Genomic DNA, 21,097 nt, shown 5'->3' with positions numbered 1-21,097 from the left:
CTTTTTTATGCGATTTGTTGTAACCGAAGTGCCGAAATATCTTTTATCGGTGGCTTGCCAAAAAAGCGTGTGTACTCGCGGCTAAACTGCGATGGGCTTTCGTAACCCACTTTTAAAGCCGCAGAGCCCACATCAATTCGCTCATTCAGCATTAATTGCCTTGCCGCCTGCAACCGTAAGTTTTTTACGTATTGCAATGGGCTCATCTTTACCACATCACGAAAATGTAGCCTGAATGTCGACGGACTCATGTGCGCATCACGAGCTAAATCATCAATTGAAAATTGACTCGTGTAGTTTTCTTTTAACCAACATAAGATCTTGGCTATTTTTTGATGGGCAGAGCCAGACATCACAATTTGCCTTAAATAAGGGCTGTGCGGACTATTTAACAGGCGCAATATAATTTCTTTTTTAATAAGTGGCGCAAGGTTAGCTTTTAATTGAGGCTCTTTATCGAGCTCTAAAAGCCTAAGTAAAGCATCAAGCAGGCCATTGTCAGTATCAACCACCGACATAGCTTGGTGCTTAGGGAACTTGTCTTGCCCAGCAAACTCCATTTCAGCAACAATATGGCTGATTTCATGGGCATCTAAGCGTAAGTAAATGCCGTAAAATGGCAGATCTTTACTAGCTCGCGTTATTTGTGAAGCTACGGGCACATCGACTGAGGTCACCAATGATTGGCCGTCAGTGTAATCATAACTATGTTCACCCAACACAACTCGCTTTGCACCTTGCAAGCTAATACCCAGACCTAACTCATACACGCAGGCCATCGGTAATGAAACTTCGCTTCGCCTGAACACCAATAACTCTGGAATCGCCGTTTCAAAATTACCGTCTGCGATCGCTATCGCTTTAACCGCTTCTATTAATGCCTGACGCATTTAGATTACCTCTAAGAAATACTCAATTAAGTGTATCACCGTAATTTGAGGTTAGGACCATTTTAGGTAACAGTTCGTTATTTTAGGCAAAAATTAAATCATTTATGGCAAGCAGAAATCGCCATCATCAACCATAATGTATTTTCAATTTTTCGATTGCATGCTCTTTGCAATCAGCCAAAGCTACAAAACCTCAATACATTCAATATCTAAAATCAAAAGAGAAATTATGAACCATAACAACACGGATTTATTTGTGTTTGTCGCGATCGCTGCTTTGGTCACTGTTCATGACAAGCCCTTGTTAAAACGAGCATGTCAGCACGCATTGAATGATGGCGTTTCAATGCAAGAGTTGTGTGATACTTTACCGCATATCAGTGTGTATTCTGGGGTGCCAAAAGCATTGCTAGCACTAGAGGTTTTAAAGTCCCTTGATGATATTAAAGGTTCACATACGTTGCTTATCAAACGCACAGAGCAGCAACTAAAAACCGCGCTCACATTTGGCCAACTACCTTTTGGTTTAGATCAGCAAAACAACAGGGTATTTGAGCTTGCCTCTTTAGGCGCTTTATTTGCGCTAGACGATGCCAGCAGCTTAGTTAGCGAGCAACTTAAACGCTGTGTATTACTTGGTTATAGCCGTGAACAACTTGAATTATTAGTAATAGAACTTGCCAGAAAGGTCAGTAGCCACATAGCAATGCGCGCTAAATGTAACCTTGAAAAGCACTTTGCTATGGTGGGTTAAATTTTTTGGTAACTTGCAAAAAATGAACACAGCTAATGCTGTGTCATTTTTTGACTCTTTCGAAAAATCGTCTCGTATGGTTAACTACAAAGTCTCAAAAAACCGAAAGCTAATAGACACTTCCACTATCGACAAGAATATCAAATATGGCATGTAATAGTCGTTATAACGTTCCGAATAACCTATCTCCAGTATCAGGCCCGATATTCCCCTGTATTTTAGATACCTTTGCGCCAGTGTATTTATTATCTGACAACCTTACAGTAAATATTTTCAAGCCAGGTAATAACTCGACTGAACTAGAGGGCATCACCGTTGTAAAGGCCATACATCTTTTCCTTTCAACTTCAGGCAATTGGTTAGTAACACTGAGAATGCTTTTTCCTGAGTTTATAACCGCATCAACGATCAGAACTTGTTTTCCTTTGATTGACGTTAAAATATCATCAGTAACAAGGTCATTATTTAGGAAATGAATATCCACTACTTTGCCCATTTTCTCTAACATATCGCTGATACCTAGAGCAAACTTTAAGCCTGCTCTCATCATGACAAGAACAGAAAAGTGTTTTTGATTCAGATAATCAGTTTTTACTAAATTTTCAGCTGAAGCTTGTCCAAGATTATAATGAGCCTCTCTTAATTTATAGCCTGTAGTTTTTGAGCTACTTTTACAATGCTCTATTAACGCTTTAATTTCTGGAGAAAGTTTAGTTTCTAATACAGTTACGCTCATTCTAACTAACTCCAGAAATCTGTTTTACGGGGTAAAGCCAGTCTTTCGCAAACAACTGGGCAATACTTGATTGATTATTTTGTTTCAAATATTCCATTACAGCCTTATTTATTTTTCTGTGAGCTACTATAAGTCCAATATCAGAGCTTTCGAGCATTGGGACATCAATGATAGAGTCTCCAATCGAAGTGACTTTGATATTATGATTTCTTATTTCTTCAACAAAAAATTTCTTAAAAAGAGGTGTGACAAAATAAGGCGATTGAATATTAGATGTATTTCCATAGAGAGTATTTATCGAACCAAGCTCTTCGATTTTAGGTTGCCAAATTTCAGTTAATCCTGAAGTTAAAGCAATAACAAATGAATATTTCTGGTTTTCAACAACCCGCTCTATGTCAGCGCTAATTTTGATTTTTTCCTTTGCAAATAAAGACGCCTCTGTTCTCTTCTGCTTATTAAATTGAGTATACAACTTGTTAGCTTTAAAGAATTGATAACTTGAATAACGATCACCCACAAATATTTTTTTCAATATTTTTGCATCTATCTCTAGATAACTACAATAGTCATAAGTCGTATCATTAGTAGCAAAAGTATTATCGCAATCAATGGCTAAAACCTCAGATATATCTGTGATTTCAACTTCTGATATTAGCTTTCTTACTAGGTCTTTGGCTATGCTTTGATAGTCATAATTCTGTCTAAAGCATTTAACCCAAGATAACACGAACTCAACACAACTTTGAGTATCTTCATCCAATATAACCAACTCTTTTTTTAAGCTTGAACACATAGTTTGCATAGCGCTTATTTCAAAAGCCTTCCATGCTTCTATGTCCTTAGTTTGGATGTCTGTATTTTTTTTATCACCGACACTTTGTCTTGAGTTTTTAATAATTAACTCTGAATCCGTATCCAAATAAAAGAAGTGGTCATAACAATTTTTATCTGACTCAGTAAAAACAATATCAAAACCACCTTGCTTAACATCGCTAGGAAAAGCAAAGTGACCATCAACGAAAACTACTTCGTATTTAGCATCAAAATCGCTGATCAAATTAATAAACTCTTCACGCAAGTGATGCTTTTTATCATCGGACAGCTCTTTAAACTTACTTCCATATATCTCATCAGCAAGTTCATTTAATTTTGTCGAACCCGGAATATGAATTGCACTTACATCATTCTCATTAAGATGAGAAATGATATGACTGATTTGGTAATCTTTACCTGATCTCGACGTGCCATATATTGCTATTTTCATCAGCTTTTAATCCTACATACTTATCAAAGTAACACTCGCCATCTTTCAGAGGTTTCATTTTTTTCATCAATGCCTCTAACTCAGATAACTCCATATCAAATGGCCCATAATTGTAATCTTCATTACCATAAAATCTGCCACATGGATAAATCCCTCTTTTAGTGATAAAAATATTCGTTCGACCTACTCCACAAAGACTCCCATACATAGTGCAGTCATATTTTTTCTTCTTATTTTCATCCAGTTGCCTAACTTCAAACTGGCTTCCTTTAAAAAATTCAAGTAAGTCTTTATATTCTGGTTCAGTAACCACTAAACTTTGATCGTGAGAATCAAAAAGACGAGAGAAAGTCACATCTTTAAAGTTTTCATCAGTTAAAAACTCAAAAAGTTTCACCTGATTTTTGAGCGTCTCTTGATGGACGGTGCAATTTATAGGCGGTTTCTCTTTAAATTTTTCTTCATATTTTTTTACTCCTTTATAGACCTCATCGAACTTTTCTCGACCAACATTATGCAGTTCTTCATAACCGTCTACCGAAAAGCAAAGCTTGATCAAGCTCTGATTTTTATAGAAAAAATCAAGAATGTCTTTATTCAAAATTGTGCCATTCGTTATCGTATAAAACTGTAAGTTCTCAATTCCCTGTCGTAGTACATATTGAATAAGGTATTTTATCTTACGGTACTGTAAAAGTGGTTCTCCTGACCCAACGATGCCTATTTTAAAAGTATCAATGCCACTTATTTTTGCATAACGATGAATAGCATCAATAATACTTTTCAACTCATCAGTATTAAACTCTTGAGGTAAACCACTTAACTTTCCATTATCTTCGTTGTGGAAGTGGCAATATGCACACTTTAAATTGCACCTTTCACCTAATGAAATGCATGCTCTATCAATCATTTTCTATCCTTAAAAAGTAATGTAACAGTTTGATGATTTATCTTCTTTGGATTAAGGTAATCTGCGGCTTGTTTATTTTTCCTACAACGAATAGCTAAATCAGTTAAGGGAACTAGCTTACTGATAATTTTCTCGTAATTTTTAATACATGCTTTAAATAAGGCGGTATAGCCATTGCTATCTTGTTGATTAACGCAAGCACCATTTTCTAAGAAAAAATCAACGCCTAAATTAAACCCGCTCCATGCTGAGATCATCAAAGGTGTATTTCCCGCATTTTTTGCGCCACTCCCCAGGTCAATATCAGCACCATGTTCAGCTAAGACTTTTATCATGGATAGATTTTTTAACTGGGTAGCATGATGAACAGGAGAAAAATTGTATTTATGCTTATCCTGCTTATCAACATCGATATTAGGTAATGATAAAATGTATTTCAGAATCTCCTGATTACGACTTCTTACAGCTGTAATCAATGGAGTAAAACCATCATCTGGATTATGAAAATTAACATCGACACCTTCTAAGTCGTAAGTTTTTATGTCTTCTAACTTGCAGCTTTTAATGAGAGAAACAAACTCTATCGTTTTTACTGGATCAAATTCGGTATCAATATTTGCAAACTGCTGGGCATAAGTCTGAGGGGTCATTGACGATAAGTTTTTCACTCCCTTACACAAAAATTGAAAATATATATCATCCGATAGTAAATATACTTCATTGTTGGGCTTAGCTCTTGCTCGCCTTATCGCCACATCTGCAATTTTTTCGTCATTATTACCATCGTTCTTGTGGTTTTTAGAAATTGTTAGGCGATCTTTAATGTTATTAACCGAACTCATAACCAACCAAGCTTTCTGCTTTACTGCTGGCTTACCACGATCTTTCAAGTTATTTAGTTCTGAGATAACGATATCAGGCACGATTACTTCATCAAACGTTGCCAACAAATCCGATAAAAAATTTGGCCGTTTAATAAGAGCAGAAGTATCAACCACAACCAATTTCTGTGAATCTGTAGCGATTCCTAGTATTTCATCCGTGGGTCTTTCGAACGTCTGTGCCAATTTTATTAATTGACTTGACGATGGTTCATTTTTACCATTTTCCCAATTTGATATTACGGGGCGTGCGACATTTATTTTATTGGCCAAATCCTTCTGGGACATTTTTCTTCCCTCTCTAAGTGATTTTATGTTTTTCCCTATTTGATCTGTAATCATTAGTTACAACTCCATTTAATTTTCAGTAGGTTGGCAGAAAGCCTGTATCGAATCATAGCCAACCAACAATAATCACTCAATGAAATAAAAGGAGATGTATAAATCTATTACACAATGTATAAAATCATGACAATAATAAGCCACTGGTAATTCGTAATGGACAAATTAACTAGAGACTTTTTGGGGCTAGTAGCTTGAAAAAGCTTTTGCTTGAATAGAAAAGCAAACCAATATGTTAAAGTAAGAATTCCATCCCTAGTATTTCCCACTCACCGAAACTTCATCAGTTAATCACCATCTACTGGAAAGTGAAACTAAACATTCGATTAAATATTTGTGTGACTCTTTAAATCTTGGATTCCCAAAACATCCAGTTATGTTCTGGATGGTGCATCTTAGTGGGTAAGATTGAAACGCGAAAAGCTCTACAAATTATTGTGAAAGCTTTCGTGTACTGTTATCGCTTAAACTAAATTTTTAATAAAAAGTAAAAGGAAGTCTGCAATGAAAATTGGTTACGCCCGAGTTCACAGCAACGACCAAGATCTGCAAATCGTGGTGCAGTTTTTCAGTACAAGTTAGAAGGTGCTGCTAAAAAAGCAGTTATAAATCTGGGTGAGCTAAAACTAATAATGTTATTTACTTGCAGAATGCCTTGGCCTTTTCTAATGAGTACATACACCTCATCCAATGATATGGTAAGCAATTGCTTTTATAATTAACAAATGATTTTAAAGCGTAAATGCTTTGAGCTAGGATGGCGGTGACGGAGAGATTCGAACTCTCGATACGTTGCCGTATACACACTTTCCAGGCGTGCTCCTTCAGCCACTCGGACACGTCACCTAAGGCGCTTAGAGTTTAGCGCGGCGTTATAGTATGAAAACAACCCTACAGACGCAAGGGCTTTTTAAAATAGTGCAGTTAAGTGATTAGTAATCAAACAAAAAAGGCAAGGTAAACACCTTGCCTTTTGTATAGTCAATTAGTTCTTAGCGTTGAAGCGTTGCTGAAAAATCTAACATACGGTTAAGCGACTTTAATGCGCCTTCGCGCAAGTCCATATCAACAAACACTTCTTTACCTTCTGGGTCTGTCAGTGCTTCTTCAATCGCTTTTAAGCCATTCATTGCCATCCACGGGCAATGTGCGCAGCTTTTACAGGTTGCGCCTTCACCTGCTGTTGGTGCTTCAAAGAATTCTTTCTCTGGGCATAACTGCTGCATTTTGTAGAAAATGCCTCGGTCAGTTGCTACGATGAACTTTTTGTTGTCCATAGTTTGCGCTGCTTTGATTAGTTGGCTTGTTGAACCAACTGCATCAGCTAAGGCTACAATCTCCGCAGGAGACTCTGGGTGAACCAATACAGCCGCATCTGGGTGTAAGGCTTTCATATCCTTAAGTGCTTTGGTTTTAAACTCGTCATGAACGATACAGGCGCCATTCCACATGATCATGTCAGCACCTGTGTTCTTTTGAATGTAAGAACCTAAGTGTTTATCTGGACCCCAAATGATTTTTTCGCCTTGCTCATCAAGGTGCTCAACGATTTCTAGGGCACATGAAGAAGTAACAATCCAATCTGCACGCGCTTTAACAGCTGTTGATGTATTTGCATACACTACTACCTTGCGATCAGGGTGCTGATCACAAAACGCTGAGAATTCTTCAATTGGGCAACCTACGTCTAATGAACAAGTTGCAGCAAGCGTTGGCATAACAACTGTTTTATTTGGCGTTAGGATTTTTGCTGTTTCGCCCATAAAGCGAACACCGGCTACCACAATTACATCTGCGTCGTGCTTAGCGCCAAAACGCGCCATTTCTAGCGAGTCAGCAACACAACCGCCTGTTTCTTCAGCTAGTGCTTGAATTTCAGGATCAGTGTAATAATGGGCAACAAGAACCGCGTTCTTGTCTTTTAATAATTGTTTGATACGCGCCTTATACTCAGCTTGCTCGTCTTTTGATAACGGAGCTGGCTTTGGAGGGAAGATATAATCTTCAGGCATAATTTGTTCAGCTAGACTCATTTCTCGACCACTTAGTCCACAGTGCATTCATGGCGCGAATTATACGAGAATCTTAAGCTAAAGAACAGTATTGCTGTGAGCTGTTAAGATAAATAAAGGATAACTTAGAAAGAAAAGATAAATCAGGAATGGTGGGTCATGATGGACTTGAACCATCGACCAATGGATTAAAAGTCCACTGCTCTACCAACTGAGCTAATGACCCGCTCTGGATATTTAGATGCGTAAATCCGCCGATATGAGACCATTCGAAAAGAATGGTGGGTCATGATGGACTCGAACCATCGACCAATGGATTAAAAGTCCACTGCTCTACCAACTGAGCTAATGACCCGCTCTGGAAATTTAGACACGTAAATCCGCCGATATAAGACCATTCAAAGAATGGTGGGTCATGATGGACTCGAACCATCGACCAATGGATTAAAAGTCCACTGCTCTACCAACTGAGCTAATGACCCGCTCTGATGCTTGTAATAAGCTACGTAAATCCGCCGATATAAGACCATTCAAAGAATGGTGGGTCATGATGGACTTGAACCATCGACCAATGGATTAAAAGTCCACTGCTCTACCAACTGAGCTAATGACCCGCTCTGATGCTTGTAATAAGCTGCGTAAATCCGCCGATATAAGACCATTCAAAAAGAATGGTGGGTCATGATGGACTTGAACCATCGACCAATGGATTAAAAGTCCACTGCTCTACCAACTGAGCTAATGACCCGCTCTGATGTTTGTAAAAAGCTGCGTAAATCCGCCGATATAGAACCATTCAAAGAATGGTGGGTCATGATGGACTTGAACCATCGACCAATGGATTAAAAGTCCACTGCTCTACCAACTGAGCTAATGACCCGCTCTGATGCTTATAATAAGCTGCGTAAATCCGCCGATATAGAACCACTCAAAGAATGGTGGGTCATGATGGACTTGAACCATCGACCAATGGATTAAAAGTCCACTGCTCTACCAACTGAGCTAATGACCCGCTCTAATTGCTTATAAAAGCTATACGTAAATCCGTCGATTAAAGATTACCATTCTAAGAGAATGGTGGGTCATGATGGACTTGAACCATCGACCAATGGATTAAAAGTCCACTGCTCTACCAACTGAGCTAATGACCCGCTCTTTTTTCCGCATTTTGGCTGTTGTTACCAATCGCCTGCTGCGGGCGCTTATAATACTTATTTAAATGCTGAGTGCAACAGAAAATATCTCTTTTTTTAAGTTTTTATGTCTAGTTGCCTAATTTTAGACCGCTTATGTCAAAAAGCAGTCTAATCAGGTCAAATCTACATTTGCGACAGACGTTCTGTGGCTAATTTAGCAGCGGTAGTACTTGGGTACTGATTAATTAAATCATTAAAGGTTTTAAGGGCTTGCTCGCCTAAACCTTGATCCGCTAATAAGTTTCCTAACTTTAACATCGCATCTGGGCGCTTATTAGAATTAGGGTATTCATTCACAACAACTTTAAAGTGCTCAGTTGCACCAGCTTGATCGTTTTGAATAGTTAACAGCTGACCTAACCAATAATGCGCATTAGATGCATACACTGAATTAGGGTAAGTAGTTAAGAATGTTTGGAACTCAGGAATTGCTTGCTCATAACGTTTATCTTTCATGATTAACGCTACAGCACGTTCATAGGCTTCGTTTTCAGATAAGTCTGAACTGATTGCCTGTGATGCACCCACATCCGTATAAGTGTTAGTAGGTTGAGTTTGTGTTGCAGCAGGCTGACTATAAGCTTGGCTTACACGGTTCTCAATCTCTTGATAAAGCTCACGCTGACGTTGTAATACTTTTTCAAGCTTATAGCTTTGCTCTTCAGTAATACCACGTACTTGGCTCACTTCGTCTTGTAAAATATTAAGCTGCTGCTGAAGCTCAGCTTGCAATAAATTACGTGACTTCATCATGTTTTCTAAAGCGACTAAACGCTTCTCAATGCTCGATTGCGAGCTTGCAGCTTCTGAAACAGGAGCGGGAGCAGCCCATAACTGGGTGCTCCCGCTTAAGATCATTGCTGCCAAAATAATTTTCGGCTTCATAATGACTCTTTATTAGTAAACTAATACTGCGCGACGGTTCTTCGCGAACGCTTCTTCAGTGCGAGACTTAACCATTGGCTTCTCTTCACCATAGCTCACTACTGACATTTGGCTAGCAGAAACACCTAAACTTTGTAGGTATTTTTCTACTGCTTGACCACGGTGCTCACCTAGTGCGATGTTGTACTCAGGCGTACCGCGCTCATCTGCGTGACCTTCGATTAGAACTTTAACTGAAGGGTTTTGTACTAAGAACTCAGCGTGTGCTTGTAATAGTTCAGCATATTTGCTTTGGATTTTTGCGTTATCAAAACCAAAGTAAATGATTTGCTCTTGACGTAACGCTTCGTATTTTTCACGAAGTGCTTCTTCAGCTTGTTGCTCTGGAGTAAGCGTTGCTACTTCAACAGTATCAGAGTTGTTTGATTGCTCAACCATACCTTGGTTAGATTGGTTTGCAGCACCTTCGTCAACACCTGAAGAAGAGCTACACGCCGCTAATGTCATCACTGGCACAGCAATTAGCAGGCCTTTTAAAGTTTTATTAAGTTGCATTTAATTGATTCCTATATTGAGTAAACCAGTAAAATTACTGTAAATAAGGCGACCAAGCTGGTGCCTTTACTTGTCCGTTTAGCACAGGTAAGCGTGCTTTAAAGCGACCGTCCATAGAAACTAACGCCAACACCTGTTTATTATTATGAAGCGTGCTGTAGATAATCATCGAGCCGTTTGGAGCGATACTCGGTGATTCATCTAAGCGAGTTCTAGTTAATACTTGGAACGCGCCTGTAGCTAGCTCTTTCTTAGCAAGATGGTATTGACCGTTGGTACGGTTCACCATCACTAATTCTTTTCCGTCTGGAGAAACCGAACCTGCTAGGTTCATATCTCCGTCAAACGTCATGCGTTTTGACCTACCAGTTTGCAAATTTAACTTATAAATCTGGGCATTACCACCCCTTTCAGACGTAAACACAATATCTTGCCCATTAGGGAACCAAGATGGTTCAGTATCTATACTACGGTGGTTTGTAAGGCGTCTTTCTTTACGAGTTGCAAGGTCTAAAACATATACTTCTGTTGCACCATTTCGGTCTTTAGAAAGCACTAATAATAACTTTTTACCATCAGGCGAGAACTGCGGTGCACCATTAATACCAGGGTGACTTGTGATCAGCTCACGTTTACCTGTGTATAAATCTTGAATATAAATTTGGCTTTGACGATTCTCAAATGTTACGTACGCAAGCTTAGTACCGTCAGGTGACCACGCTGGTGACATTAATGGCTCTTTAGAGCGAAGTAACACTTGCTCATTAAAACCATCGTAATCAGCAACTACAAGCTGGTATGGCTTAGGCTCTTCTTCGCGAACAATCACATAAGCAATCTTCGTTAAGAATGCACCTTTTTCACCCGTAAGCGCTTCGTAAACTACATCACTAATGCGGTGCGCGTAACGGCGAAAACCTGTTTCAGCAATTACGCTTTCACGCGCGTCTAAAATGTGATCTTGGCTTTTAACTAATTGGCCATTGCTCATCATTTGCGTTTCGCCACCAGTAATTTGACCACGAATAACATCAATAAGCTCATACTTAACTAAGTAACGGCCATTTGTTTGCTGCTCTACTTGGCCTACAAGAACCGCTTCAACGCCTTTATTAACCCAAGCGCCGTAATCAACGTCGGTGTCAGTAGCTGGAAGCTGCGGCATTGTGTTCACGTCAATTGGCTTAAACTTACCACTACGCATTAAGTCAGCTGCAATCACTGAGCTTAATTTTTCAGGGATAGTTCCTACACCATTGTACTGGAAAGGTACAATCGCAATTGGACGTGCACCGTCAATACCATCGGTGATCACAATTTCTAGTGCAGCACTGGCAATGCCATGAAAGCCCAGTAATACAATAAAACATGCTGTTTTTATCTGGTTAAACATATCATTCCTTTAAAATTGAGGCGCTATTGTTAAATTAATATTTTTAAGTTGCTCAAATACTTCACGGTCTGGTGATACTGGAAGTGTGTCTGCCATACGCACCGCGCGCATTGCAGCTTCACATACCAAGGTATCTCCGCCCAGTGATTTTACTTGAGTCACTAAGCCATTAAAACCAAGACGAATATTAAGACGACATTCTTTACCTTTCATCTTCTCATCTTTTAAGAAGTTTTGTTGAATGCGCGCCATAATTAACGCTTTATATTTTTCAACTTCGCCCACTACTTGTTGCTGGCGCACTTTATTACGTGCAGCCTGCTCAGCAGCTAATTGTTCTTGTAGCATTTGCTCTTGCAATGCTTGCTGGCGTTTACGCTCTGCTTCAGCTTCTTTGCGTTTACGTTCAGCTTCAGCTTCGGCAGCTTTACGCTTACGCTCTTCTTCCGCTTTCTTTAACGCTTCTTCTTCAGCTTTACGTTTTTCAGCTGCAGCTTTCGCTGCGGCTTCAGCTTCTTGCTTTTGCTTTTCAGCCTGTTGCGCTTTAGCTCGTTCTTTCTCTTGAATTTCACGTGCTTTCTTCGCTTGTGCTTCTGCTTCTGCTTTTTCTTTCTCTTTCGCGCGGCGTTGCTGCTCTAGCTTTTTAAGGCGTCTGTCTTCAGCTTCACGTTGCTTACGTGCATCATTTGCACGGCGCTCAAGATCACGAATACGTTTTGCTTCGGCTCGTTTTTTTGCTTCTTCTTGCTTTTTAAGCTCGGCAATTTTCTGCTCAACCTTTTGCTGATCAACCGTTACTGCGGCAACGGCTTTTTCAGGCTCTGGTAAAGCAGGGTTCAGCGTTACTTCCATCACCTTAGGCGCTGGCATATGAAAATTAGCTGTTGCTACTAATAAACCTGCTATTGCAAGGTGCAAAAGAACCGATTTTACTACTGATGCACCCATACTAGCCTTTCGTCCCCTCGAATGATTCGGTCATAAGACCCACTGAAGGCACACCAGCATTTTTCAAAAAGTCCATAAGCAGCAGTACTTCTTGATAAGAAACACGGCCAGAACCTTTAATCATTACAGGTGTATCTGGATTTTTTTGCAGTTGAAGTTTAATTACCGCCGCAACATCCAGCGCTTCCATTGGTGCTTCTGGGTCAGTACCAATACTTACATAGTACTTACCTTCAGCATCAATTGACGCAATGATAGGCGGTGTATCTTTAGTATCAACTAAATCCGATTCTTCCATTTTCGGCAAGTCCACTTTTACGCCATGGGTAATAAGTGGCGCAGTTGCCATAAATATAATTAGTAGTACCAACATTACATCAATGTAAGGTACTACGTTTATTTCACCTACAGGGCGACGTTTCTTACGCTGATACATTCGCTTTAGCCTCTATTTGCGCAGCTGCTTGGCGGTGTAAAATATTGGCGAATTCTTCCATAAAGTTAATGTAATTACCTTCAAGCTTTTCTACTTTATTGGCAAAACGGTTGTAAGCAATTACAGCAGGGATTGCAGCAAATAAGCCCATTGCAGTTGCAATCAGCGCTTCGGCAATACCTGGCGCTACCATTTGTAGCGTTGCTTGTTTAACTTCACCTAACGCGATGAATGCGTTCATAATACCCCATACCGTACCAAACAGACCGATGTAAGGACTAATTGAACCCACTGTTGCTAAAAACGATAAACTAGACTCAAGCTTTTCAACTTCGCGCGATAGCGCAACTCGCATTGAACGATGTGTGCCTTCCATTACGATGCCTGCACTTTGAAATGTATTTTTCTTATGACGTGCAAACTCTTTAAATCCTGCAACGAATAATGCTTCAACACCTGATGCACCACCAGGACGAGCAGATACTTCGTTATATAATTTACTTAAATCAATACCTGACCAAAACTTTTGCTCAAAACGCTTAGCGCCATTAAGTGCATCAGAAATCGCTTTTTTACGTTGAAAAATAATTGCCCATGACATTACCGACATACCGACTAATGCCAACATTACTAGCTGGACAAGTACACTGGCTTCTAGAATAAGATCTAAAAAGTTAAGCCCTGATCCCACGTTAAACTCCTAAAATAGATTTCTATGTAATTTGTTATATTTTTTACACTTGCATTTATTGACCACAATCATGGCCAAAAGTTACATCTAGTGTATCTAGTCAGTTATAAACTGACAACGCTCTTGCTGTGAATTAGCGGCAAATAACGGTAAAAAGCAATTTGCTTAGTTATTTTTTAGCCATATTAGGTTTTATCAACACATTTACGCATATTTTCACCTTAATAATAAGTCACTAGAATAGCTCTTAAAAGCAACCAAAACAGCCAAAAACACGACGTTTATTCATAAATTACGCATAAACACCCAAAAGCACTTTTGCAAATCTACTACAGAATACTTAAACTAATCCTGAATAAAGATCACAAAATTTATAAAAACCCTTTTATTCAGAAGGTTAAAAACAAAATAGTTACAAAGTGAACAAAAAGAAAACAATTCAACTTTTAGCTCACATTAGTTTTTTTTATTTGAAAATAAAATTTTTCTAGTTTGAAGAAAAATCCATCATTGCGTATTATTTACCTATACCGAGCTAGCAACCTCATGAAAGTTTCTTTCATCAAGCTCCGTTTTTAGCAATATGAAGTTTCGTATTGCTCTAGGTTTACTTAAATCGGGATAAAACCTTATTCAAGTAGACCGTAGTTCCCTGGATTACTTCCTTCAACTTGTTGTTTGCCCGCATCCTTATGCGGGCTTTTTTTTGCCTACACAAACGCCAATGAGAATACCTACCGATAACTTAACAGCATGTGAATTACAGATGTTAAAATGAGACAACAACCCAGTGGTAAGCGGTAAGCGGTAAGCGGTAAGCGGTAAGCGGTAAGCGGTAAGCGGTAAGCGGTAAGCGGTAAGCGGTAAGCGGTAAGCGGTAAGCGGTAAAAACCTATACACCTACTTAATATAAGCAAGTTATCTCGATAAAAAAAGCAGCTCTCTCGAGCTGCTTGATACTTATAGCTTAAAGCTTGTAACTAACCGCGGGGTTTTAGTTATTTCTCAGGCGTAAGCCCAAAGTGTAAATAAGCAATGTCTGAAACGAGTCGTCCGCGTGGGGTACGCTGAATAAAGCCTTGTTGAATTAAAAACGGCTCTATCACATCTTCAATGGTTTCTTTTTCTTCGCCAATTGCAGCCGCTAGGTTATCAAGGCCAACTGGGCCGCCCATAAATTTTTCGATAATAGCTAGCAAGTATTTTCTATCCATGTAGTCAAAACCGCTTTTATCGACATCAATCATATCGAGGGCTTGCTCTGCAACTGTGGCATTCACTTTGCCGTCTGATTTCACTTGGGTGTAATCACGAACGCGGCGTAATAAACGGTTTGCTATGCGCGGTGTACCGCGTGAACGCTTGGCGATTTCGGTTGCACCTTCATCACACATGGTTAAGTCTAAAAAGCTTGCTGAGCGGGCAACAATTTTTGATAAGTCTTCAACAGAATAAAACTCTAATCGCTGAACAATACCAAAACGGTCTCTAAGTGGTGAGGTGAGTGAGCCAGCACGCGTTGTTGCACCAATTAATGTAAATGGCGGCAAATCAAGCTTTATTGAGCGCGCTGCGGGGCCCTCACCTATCATTATATCCAGCTGATAATCTTCCATTGCGGGATACAAAATCTCTTCGACTTGCGGGCTCAAACGGTGTATTTCGTCAATAAACAGTACGTCACCTTCTTCAAGGTTCGTTAAAAGCGCAGCTAAATCGCCTGCTTTTTCGAGTACTGGCCCCGACGTTGTTTTAATATTAACGTTAAGCTCGTTGGCTACAATGTTTGCAAGTGTGGTTTTACCAAGACCCGGCGGACCAAATATTAATAAATGATCCAGCGCTTCGCCACGATGGCGAGCGGCCTCGATAAAAATCTCCATTTGTTGCTTAACATGCGGCTGGCCTGTGTAATCGGTTAACAGCTTTGGTCGTATTGCACGATCAACACTGTCTTCGTTACTTTGTTCACTCGCATCTATTAAGCGATCTGCTTCAATCATGGTTTACTCACAACATTGATTTTAGAGCTTCTTTAATTAGAATCTCAGTCGTCATATCTGGTTTGTTCACTGTTTTAACCGCTTTTTGTGCTTGCGGTAGCTTATAGCCTAATGCCACAAGTGCTGATACTGCATCATCGGCAGCATTATTTGCCACTAGGGTATCATCACTTGATGGCTCAATGACGGCATTATCGCTAAATGGTGTAAATAAGTCATTACCCCAATCTTTGAGTCTATCTTTCATTTCGAGCACTAAACGCTCAGCCGTTTTTTTACCAACACCTGGCAGTTTAACCAGTGTTGTTGCATCTTCATTGTTAACACAACTTACGAATTGCTGCGCTGACATACCCGATAAAATAGCAAGACCAAGTTTTGGCCCTACACCATTGGCTTTTAAAAGCTCTCTAAATAAAGCGCGTTCGGTTTTGTTGTTAAAGCCAAATAATAGCTGGGCATCTTCACGTACCACAAAATGGGTATAAATAATCGCTTGCTCACCCACTGCCGGTAAATCATAAAAGCAAGTCATGGGCATTTGTACTTCGTAGCCTACACCAGTTACTTCAATAAGAATTTCTGGTGGCTGCTTTTCAACAAGTAAGCCATTTAATCGACCAATCATATTACTTCCTTAATCGTCCTCTTACGGTTTTGCTCGCACTGCCCGCAAGTTTTATTAAATTTTGTTCTGAGTGAGCATGGCAAATAGCGATTGCTAAGGCATCTGCGGCATCGGCTTGAGGGGTACCTGGCAGCTTTAAAATGTTTTTAACCATATGCTGTACTTGAGACTTATCAGCGCCGCCATTACCTACAACAGCCTGCTTAATTTGCCGAGCAGAATATTCATAAACTGGCAGCTCTGCCATTGAAGCACCAACGATAGCAGCACCACGTGCTTGACCGAGTTTAAGCGCTGAGTCTGGGTTGTGTGCCATAAACACTTTTTCTATAGCAAAACTGTCTGGTAAGAATTGCTCTACTAATTGACTGATCCCTTGGTAAATCATTTTTAAGCGTACCGGAAAATCGTGATCGGCCAATTTAATGCAGCCACTACCTAAATAAGTGAATTTAGCACCTTGGTGAGCTATCACGCCGTACCCTGTTAATCGTGAACCAGGATCAATCCCTAAAATAATCGCCAACTAACTGAACCGTCTATTATCATTATTATCTGCGGTTAATAATGCCAGAGCACTGTATAAATTACCAGTAACCAATTGCAATTCATAAAAAATGCCCGCAATTGCGAGCATTTTATAGTCAACTTTCAAGAGACTTTTACGCGAGTGAACGTAATAAGCCTTGCGTATTTTTTCGCATTGTGCAGGCTATCATCAAATAACCTAAACATGCCACAAATAAGCCACCGACTGCAGGGCCAATCACCCAAATATGAGGGTGGAACTTACCTGCTAAATCGAACATCTGTTTTTGCACTATTAACAGAGCGATGTCACTGACAATCGCTGCGACTAAGCCAGCGGTAACGCCTAATAGTAAAAACTCATATAAGGTGGCATTTTTAATTAAGCGCCCTTTCGCACCTAAGGTTCGCAAAATAACAATCTCTTGCATACGCTCACCCAAACTTGCTTGCACTTGTGAAATAAGCACTAAAGCGCCACAGGCAACCACAATCGCTAGTACAAAGCCAATCGCTAACGATACTTGCTCTATGGTTGAGCGAATTTGTTTAATAAAGCTCTCAACATCTATCACGTTAACCGTTGGGTATTGACGCATCAACTCATTAAACTCACGTTTTTTCTCTGCTTTTACATTCACTGATGAAATATAAGTAGCAGGAAAGCTCGCTAGTACATCAGGGCTTAAAATAATAAAGAAGTTAGGTTTAAGTGTGGTCCAATTAACCTTACGTACACTGGTGATTTTTGCATCAAACGACTGCGCACCAATTAAGAAAGTAAGCGTATCGCCAATTTGTACATCAAGGCGTTCAAGCATCGACTCTTCTACCGATGCCTCGGCTACTGAGTCTTCACTAAACCATGTACCGTCGATAAGCTCATTTTGATTAGGTAAGTCTTTACGCCAAGTTAGGTTTAACTCACGACCAATACCAGAGCGGGCTTCTTCGTCTTTCTTTTCGTTGTCTTCTTGCGATACTTCGCGAGCAACCAACTCACCATTTACGGCGTTAACACGGCCACGAACAACCGGATAGAAATCAGACGTTGGCATATCGTTTTGCGCTAAGAAGCTAGTTATAGGCTCTAATTCTTGCTCAGTAATGTTCACTAAAAATGAATTAGGGGCATTTTCAGGAAGCTGAGACTGCCAATCCGAAATCATGTCGTTCTTAAGTACAATTAAAAACAGTAATAACTTGATAGCCAAAGCAAAGCTAATTAATTGTACCGCATTCACATTGGCACGCTTTTGAATTGACGCAATCGCCAATGACCAACTATTGCCCGGACTCAAGCCAAGTTTGCGGCCACCACCAAAAATAACCTTTGATAAACCAAATAACACCGCAATTAAAAATGCCGTCGAAAGGAACAAAATTGCACTAATTTTGATGTTGTTACTAAATAACCACATCAGTAAAAACACAGTAAGCGCCGACATAGTAAGGTGCACTTTACTTACTAATAAACGGTCGCCTAAGTTACGGCGAAGTACACGTAGCGGCGGAATATCAAATAAATCGAGTAGCGGTTTAATTGAAAACATAACCGCACAAATCACACCTGTGCTGATCGCAATAATCCAAGGTTTTGCCGATGCGCTTGGCAGTGCTGTGCCCATGGTTTGTGCCAAATAATCCGTTGCAACCGCTTGTAAACCATAACCAATCAGTAAACCGACAATCACCGACATTGAACATACAAGGCTCAAATGTAATAAATAGATCTTACGGATCATAGCGCGGCTACCGCCAAGCGTTTTCATCATAGCAACTGGGTCGTACTGACGCTCACAATACCGTTTTGCCGATACCGCAATAGCAACAGCAGCTAAAATAATGCCAAGCAAACCAGCTAGCAATAAATAGCTTTCGGCACGATTTAAACTATTAGAAATAGGTGACTGGCGGTCTTTAACGCCATACCAACGCTGGTTTTCTTTCATCTGTGGTTTTAACCAAGCATAAAAGGTATCTAAGCTGTCTTTGTCGCCAGCATAAAGTTGGCGGTAAAACACCCGACTGCCCGGCTGAATTACCTCTGTAACAGCAATGTCTGCTTCATTAATTAAGATTCGCTGGCTGCTCGAGAACACATTAAACGGTGCATCTGGCTCTTCGGCTACAACATGACTAGCCGTAAACGTAGCAGCACCAAGCTCTACTTTATCGCCCACTTTAATGTTTAGCGCATAAAACACAGATTCACTTAACCACACTTCACCACGACTTGGGATATCAGAAGTTACTTGTGGTTGGTCAGTCAGGCTGGTTTTTACTTTTAACTCACCTTTTAACGGATAGGTATTTGATACCGCTTTCACCGAGCCAAGCTGCATTTCGTCACCGGCAAATAGCATGGTGTCGAAGTAAGTTATTTTAGCGGTGCGTAAGTTATCTTGGTTGGCTTTTTCTAAAAACTCAGCAGGTAAAGCATGGTTACTTGCTAAAACGCGATCAGCGGCAATAAAGGCACTGCTTTTTTCTTCAATACTTTGGCCAATTCGGTCGGTAACCATAGACAGTGTTAAAACAGTGAGAACAGCTAAGGCTATTGCTGCACTGATCACTGTTAATTCGCCACGCTTAAACTCACGTGAAAACAGTTTTAGTGCTAATTTAGCCCACATTCGCTTGCACTCCTTCGCTTTCTTTTACAGTTACTAACTGCCCTGCTTCAATATGTAAAATTTGCTGACACTTTTGTGCAAGCTGCTCATCATGGGTTACTAAAATGAGTGTTGTGCCGTGCTCCTTATTTAATTCAAATAATAAAGATTCAATTAACTTACCGTTTTTGCTATCTAGGTTCGCTGACGGTTCATCGGCAAATAAGATTTTCGGTGTGCCAATAAATGCACGAGCAATTGCTACACGTTGCTGCTCACCGCCAGATAATTGCGATGGGTAATGACCAACACGATGGCTTAAGCCTACCTTTTCAAGTAACTCAAGTGCTTGCTGCTTAGCGTCTTTGCTTCCTGCAAGTTCTGCCGGAAGCATTACATTTTCAAGAGCTGTTAAGCTTTGTACAAGCATGAAAGATTGAAACACAAATCCTACTTTTTCAGCGCGAAGTGCTGCGCGTGCTTCTTCATCTAATTCGTGTAATGCGGCTCCGTCTAAATGAATACTGCCGCCCGTTGATTGGTCAAGGCCCGCCAATAAACTTAATAAAGTAGACTTTCCCGAACCTGAGGTGCCTACCACTGCAACTGAGTCGCCCGACTTGACATTAAAGCTGATGTCACTGAGGATGGTCAGGTCGCCCTCAACCGTGGTGACCGTTTTAGAAAGTCCTTTAACTTGAATGATGTTTAATTGAGAAAGCGCTGACATATGATGCATCCAATCCTACGTTTTATATTCGTTTTACTGTTAGTAATCAAACCACTTACGGCAGCAGCTGACAACACAATTTTAATCCTAGGTGACAGTTTAAGCGCCGCTTACGGACTTAAACAAGAGCAAGGCTGGGTTAAATTGTTACAAGATAAGTACGATGAAAAAGACCAATCTGTATACCTAGTAAACGCCAGTATTAGCGGTGAAACCACAGGTGGCGCCCTAAGACGGCTCGGCGCGTTACTAAGCGAATTTGAACCCACTCATGTACTCATTGAGCTTGGCGGAAACGATGGTTTACGAGGTTTCCCTATTAAACGCCTGCAAGCTAACTTACGTGATTTAATTGCAAAAAGCCAAAAAATTGGGGCGAAAACCGCCGTAATGGAAGTACAAATTCCACCAAACTATGGCCCGCGTTATACCAAACTTTTCACCGATAGCTTTAAAACCATTGCCGATGAAACAGATTCTGAGCTCATGCCCTTTTTCATGCTTAGTATTGCAGGCCGTCCAGAACTTATGCAAAACGATAACCTGCACCCTAATGCCGATGCTCAACCATTAATACGCGACTTTATGTACAAAACGATCAACGATTGGCTAGATTAACCTCTAGCCCATTGATTTAATGCAGATTACCTGAACAATAAACAAGCAATCGAACAGCGGAGATATTGATTTTTATAAA

At 40.1% G+C, this 21,097-nt stretch carries 19 protein-coding genes and 9 tRNA genes; 2 read left to right on the top strand and 26 right to left on the bottom strand.

Annotation, left to right across the window (positions count from 1 at the left end):
• Positions 1-5: 5 nt before the first annotated feature.
• Complete coding sequence (locus tag J8Z28_RS08020; RefSeq protein ID WP_250660260.1) at positions 6-890, bottom strand: AraC family transcriptional regulator; 885 nt, start codon at positions 888-890, stop codon at positions 6-8.
• Between the two features lie 229 nt (positions 891-1,119).
• On the opposite strand from J8Z28_RS08020, the gene J8Z28_RS08015 reads away from it, so the two are divergent.
• Entirely contained in the window at positions 1,120-1,644 is a 525-nt protein-coding gene (locus tag J8Z28_RS08015; protein WP_250660259.1) for a carboxymuconolactone decarboxylase family protein, read from the top strand.
• A 163-nt stretch (positions 1,645-1,807) separates the two neighbouring features.
• Here J8Z28_RS08015 and J8Z28_RS08010 read toward each other — a convergent pair whose 3' ends face one another.
• The 25 genes from J8Z28_RS08010 to J8Z28_RS07890 form a co-directional block, all read right to left on the bottom strand.
• Complete coding sequence (locus J8Z28_RS08010) at positions 1,808-2,380, bottom strand: uracil phosphoribosyltransferase (protein ID WP_250660258.1); 573 nt, start codon at positions 2,378-2,380, stop codon at positions 1,808-1,810.
• Position 2,381: 1 nt separating this feature from the next.
• Positions 2,382-3,647: a P-loop NTPase family protein gene (locus J8Z28_RS08005; RefSeq protein WP_250660257.1), complete on the bottom strand. Its 1,266-nt coding sequence runs from the start codon at positions 3,645-3,647 to the stop codon at positions 2,382-2,384.
• Positions 3,610-4,557 (bottom strand): radical SAM protein, encoded by a 948-nt coding sequence (locus tag J8Z28_RS08000; RefSeq protein ID WP_250660256.1) that lies wholly within the window; start codon positions 4,555-4,557, stop codon positions 3,610-3,612. Before J8Z28_RS08000 ends, J8Z28_RS08005 begins: the two co-directional genes overlap by 38 nt.
• A complete protein-coding gene (locus J8Z28_RS07995) occupies positions 4,554-5,780 on the bottom strand; it encodes an ankyrin repeat domain-containing protein (protein WP_250660255.1) in 1,227 nt (408 codons plus the stop codon). Before J8Z28_RS07995 ends, J8Z28_RS08000 begins: the two co-directional genes overlap by 4 nt.
• A gap of 758 nt (positions 5,781-6,538) precedes the next feature.
• Positions 6,539-6,626, bottom strand: a tRNA-Ser gene (locus tag J8Z28_RS07990).
• A 146-nt stretch (positions 6,627-6,772) separates the two neighbouring features.
• Positions 6,773-7,813 (bottom strand): quinolinate synthase NadA, encoded by a 1,041-nt coding sequence (nadA, locus tag J8Z28_RS07985; RefSeq protein WP_054561293.1) that lies wholly within the window; start codon positions 7,811-7,813, stop codon positions 6,773-6,775.
• Between the two features lie 129 nt (positions 7,814-7,942).
• Positions 7,943-8,018: transfer RNA gene (locus tag J8Z28_RS07980), tRNA-Lys, on the bottom strand.
• A 53-nt stretch (positions 8,019-8,071) separates the two neighbouring features.
• Positions 8,072-8,147, bottom strand: a tRNA-Lys gene (locus J8Z28_RS07975).
• Between the two features lie 51 nt (positions 8,148-8,198).
• Positions 8,199-8,274, bottom strand: a tRNA-Lys gene (locus J8Z28_RS07970).
• Positions 8,275-8,330: 56 nt separating this feature from the next.
• Positions 8,331-8,406: transfer RNA gene (locus tag J8Z28_RS07965), tRNA-Lys, on the bottom strand.
• A 58-nt stretch (positions 8,407-8,464) separates the two neighbouring features.
• Positions 8,465-8,540: transfer RNA gene (locus J8Z28_RS07960), tRNA-Lys, on the bottom strand.
• Positions 8,541-8,596: 56 nt separating this feature from the next.
• Positions 8,597-8,672 (bottom strand) — tRNA-Lys (locus J8Z28_RS07955).
• Between the two features lie 56 nt (positions 8,673-8,728).
• Positions 8,729-8,804: transfer RNA gene (locus J8Z28_RS07950), tRNA-Lys, on the bottom strand.
• Between the two features lie 63 nt (positions 8,805-8,867).
• A tRNA-Lys gene (locus J8Z28_RS07945) sits at positions 8,868-8,943 on the bottom strand.
• 168 nt (positions 8,944-9,111) lie between these two features.
• Complete coding sequence (gene ybgF / locus J8Z28_RS07940) at positions 9,112-9,873, bottom strand: tol-pal system protein YbgF (RefSeq protein WP_054561292.1); 762 nt, start codon at positions 9,871-9,873, stop codon at positions 9,112-9,114.
• A gap of 12 nt (positions 9,874-9,885) precedes the next feature.
• On the bottom strand, positions 9,886-10,428 hold the full coding sequence (pal, locus tag J8Z28_RS07935; RefSeq protein ID WP_250660254.1) for a peptidoglycan-associated lipoprotein Pal: 543 nt from the start codon (positions 10,426-10,428) through the stop codon (positions 9,886-9,888).
• A 34-nt stretch (positions 10,429-10,462) separates the two neighbouring features.
• A complete protein-coding gene (gene tolB, locus J8Z28_RS07930; RefSeq protein ID WP_054561291.1) occupies positions 10,463-11,821 on the bottom strand; it encodes a Tol-Pal system beta propeller repeat protein TolB in 1,359 nt (452 codons plus the stop codon).
• Between the two features lie 9 nt (positions 11,822-11,830).
• Positions 11,831-12,769: a cell envelope integrity protein TolA gene (gene tolA, locus J8Z28_RS07925; protein ID WP_054561290.1), complete on the bottom strand. Its 939-nt coding sequence runs from the start codon at positions 12,767-12,769 to the stop codon at positions 11,831-11,833.
• Position 12,770: 1 nt separating this feature from the next.
• Entirely contained in the window at positions 12,771-13,205 is a 435-nt protein-coding gene (gene tolR, locus J8Z28_RS07920) for a protein TolR (RefSeq protein ID WP_054561289.1), read from the bottom strand.
• Positions 13,192-13,896, bottom strand: coding sequence for a protein TolQ (gene tolQ / locus J8Z28_RS07915; protein ID WP_054561288.1), 705 nt, complete (start codon positions 13,894-13,896; stop codon positions 13,192-13,194). Before tolQ ends, tolR begins: the two co-directional genes overlap by 14 nt.
• Before the next feature lie 998 nt (positions 13,897-14,894).
• Positions 14,895-15,899, bottom strand: a complete 1,005-nt coding sequence (gene ruvB / locus J8Z28_RS07910; RefSeq protein ID WP_054553011.1) for a Holliday junction branch migration DNA helicase RuvB — start codon at positions 15,897-15,899, stop codon at positions 14,895-14,897.
• Positions 15,900-15,906: 7 nt separating this feature from the next.
• Positions 15,907-16,527 carry a Holliday junction branch migration protein RuvA gene (gene ruvA / locus J8Z28_RS07905; protein WP_250660253.1) on the bottom strand — a complete coding sequence of 207 codons (621 nt, stop codon included), beginning with the start codon at positions 16,525-16,527 and terminating at the stop codon, positions 15,907-15,909.
• Between the two features lies 1 nt (position 16,528).
• A complete protein-coding gene (gene ruvC, locus J8Z28_RS07900; RefSeq protein ID WP_250660252.1) occupies positions 16,529-17,053 on the bottom strand; it encodes a crossover junction endodeoxyribonuclease RuvC in 525 nt (174 codons plus the stop codon).
• Positions 17,054-17,189: 136 nt separating this feature from the next.
• Entirely contained in the window at positions 17,190-19,691 is a 2,502-nt protein-coding gene (locus J8Z28_RS07895; RefSeq protein ID WP_250660251.1) for an ABC transporter permease, read from the bottom strand.
• On the bottom strand, positions 19,681-20,400 hold the full coding sequence (locus tag J8Z28_RS07890; RefSeq protein WP_054561283.1) for an ABC transporter ATP-binding protein: 720 nt from the start codon (positions 20,398-20,400) through the stop codon (positions 19,681-19,683). Before J8Z28_RS07890 ends, J8Z28_RS07895 begins: the two co-directional genes overlap by 11 nt.
• On the opposite strand from J8Z28_RS07890, the gene J8Z28_RS07885 reads away from it, so the two are divergent.
• Entirely contained in the window at positions 20,401-21,018 is a 618-nt protein-coding gene (locus tag J8Z28_RS07885) for an arylesterase (RefSeq protein WP_250660250.1), read from the top strand.
• The last annotated feature ends 79 nt before the right edge of the window (positions 21,019-21,097 follow it).

This window comes from Pseudoalteromonas sp. SCSIO 43088 (assembly GCF_023650795.1).
Classification (GTDB): domain Bacteria; phylum Pseudomonadota; class Gammaproteobacteria; order Enterobacterales; family Alteromonadaceae; genus Pseudoalteromonas; species Pseudoalteromonas shioyasakiensis.
The sequence above is the reverse complement of the archived record's forward strand: the minus strand, read 5'-3'. Positions and strand labels throughout refer to the sequence as shown.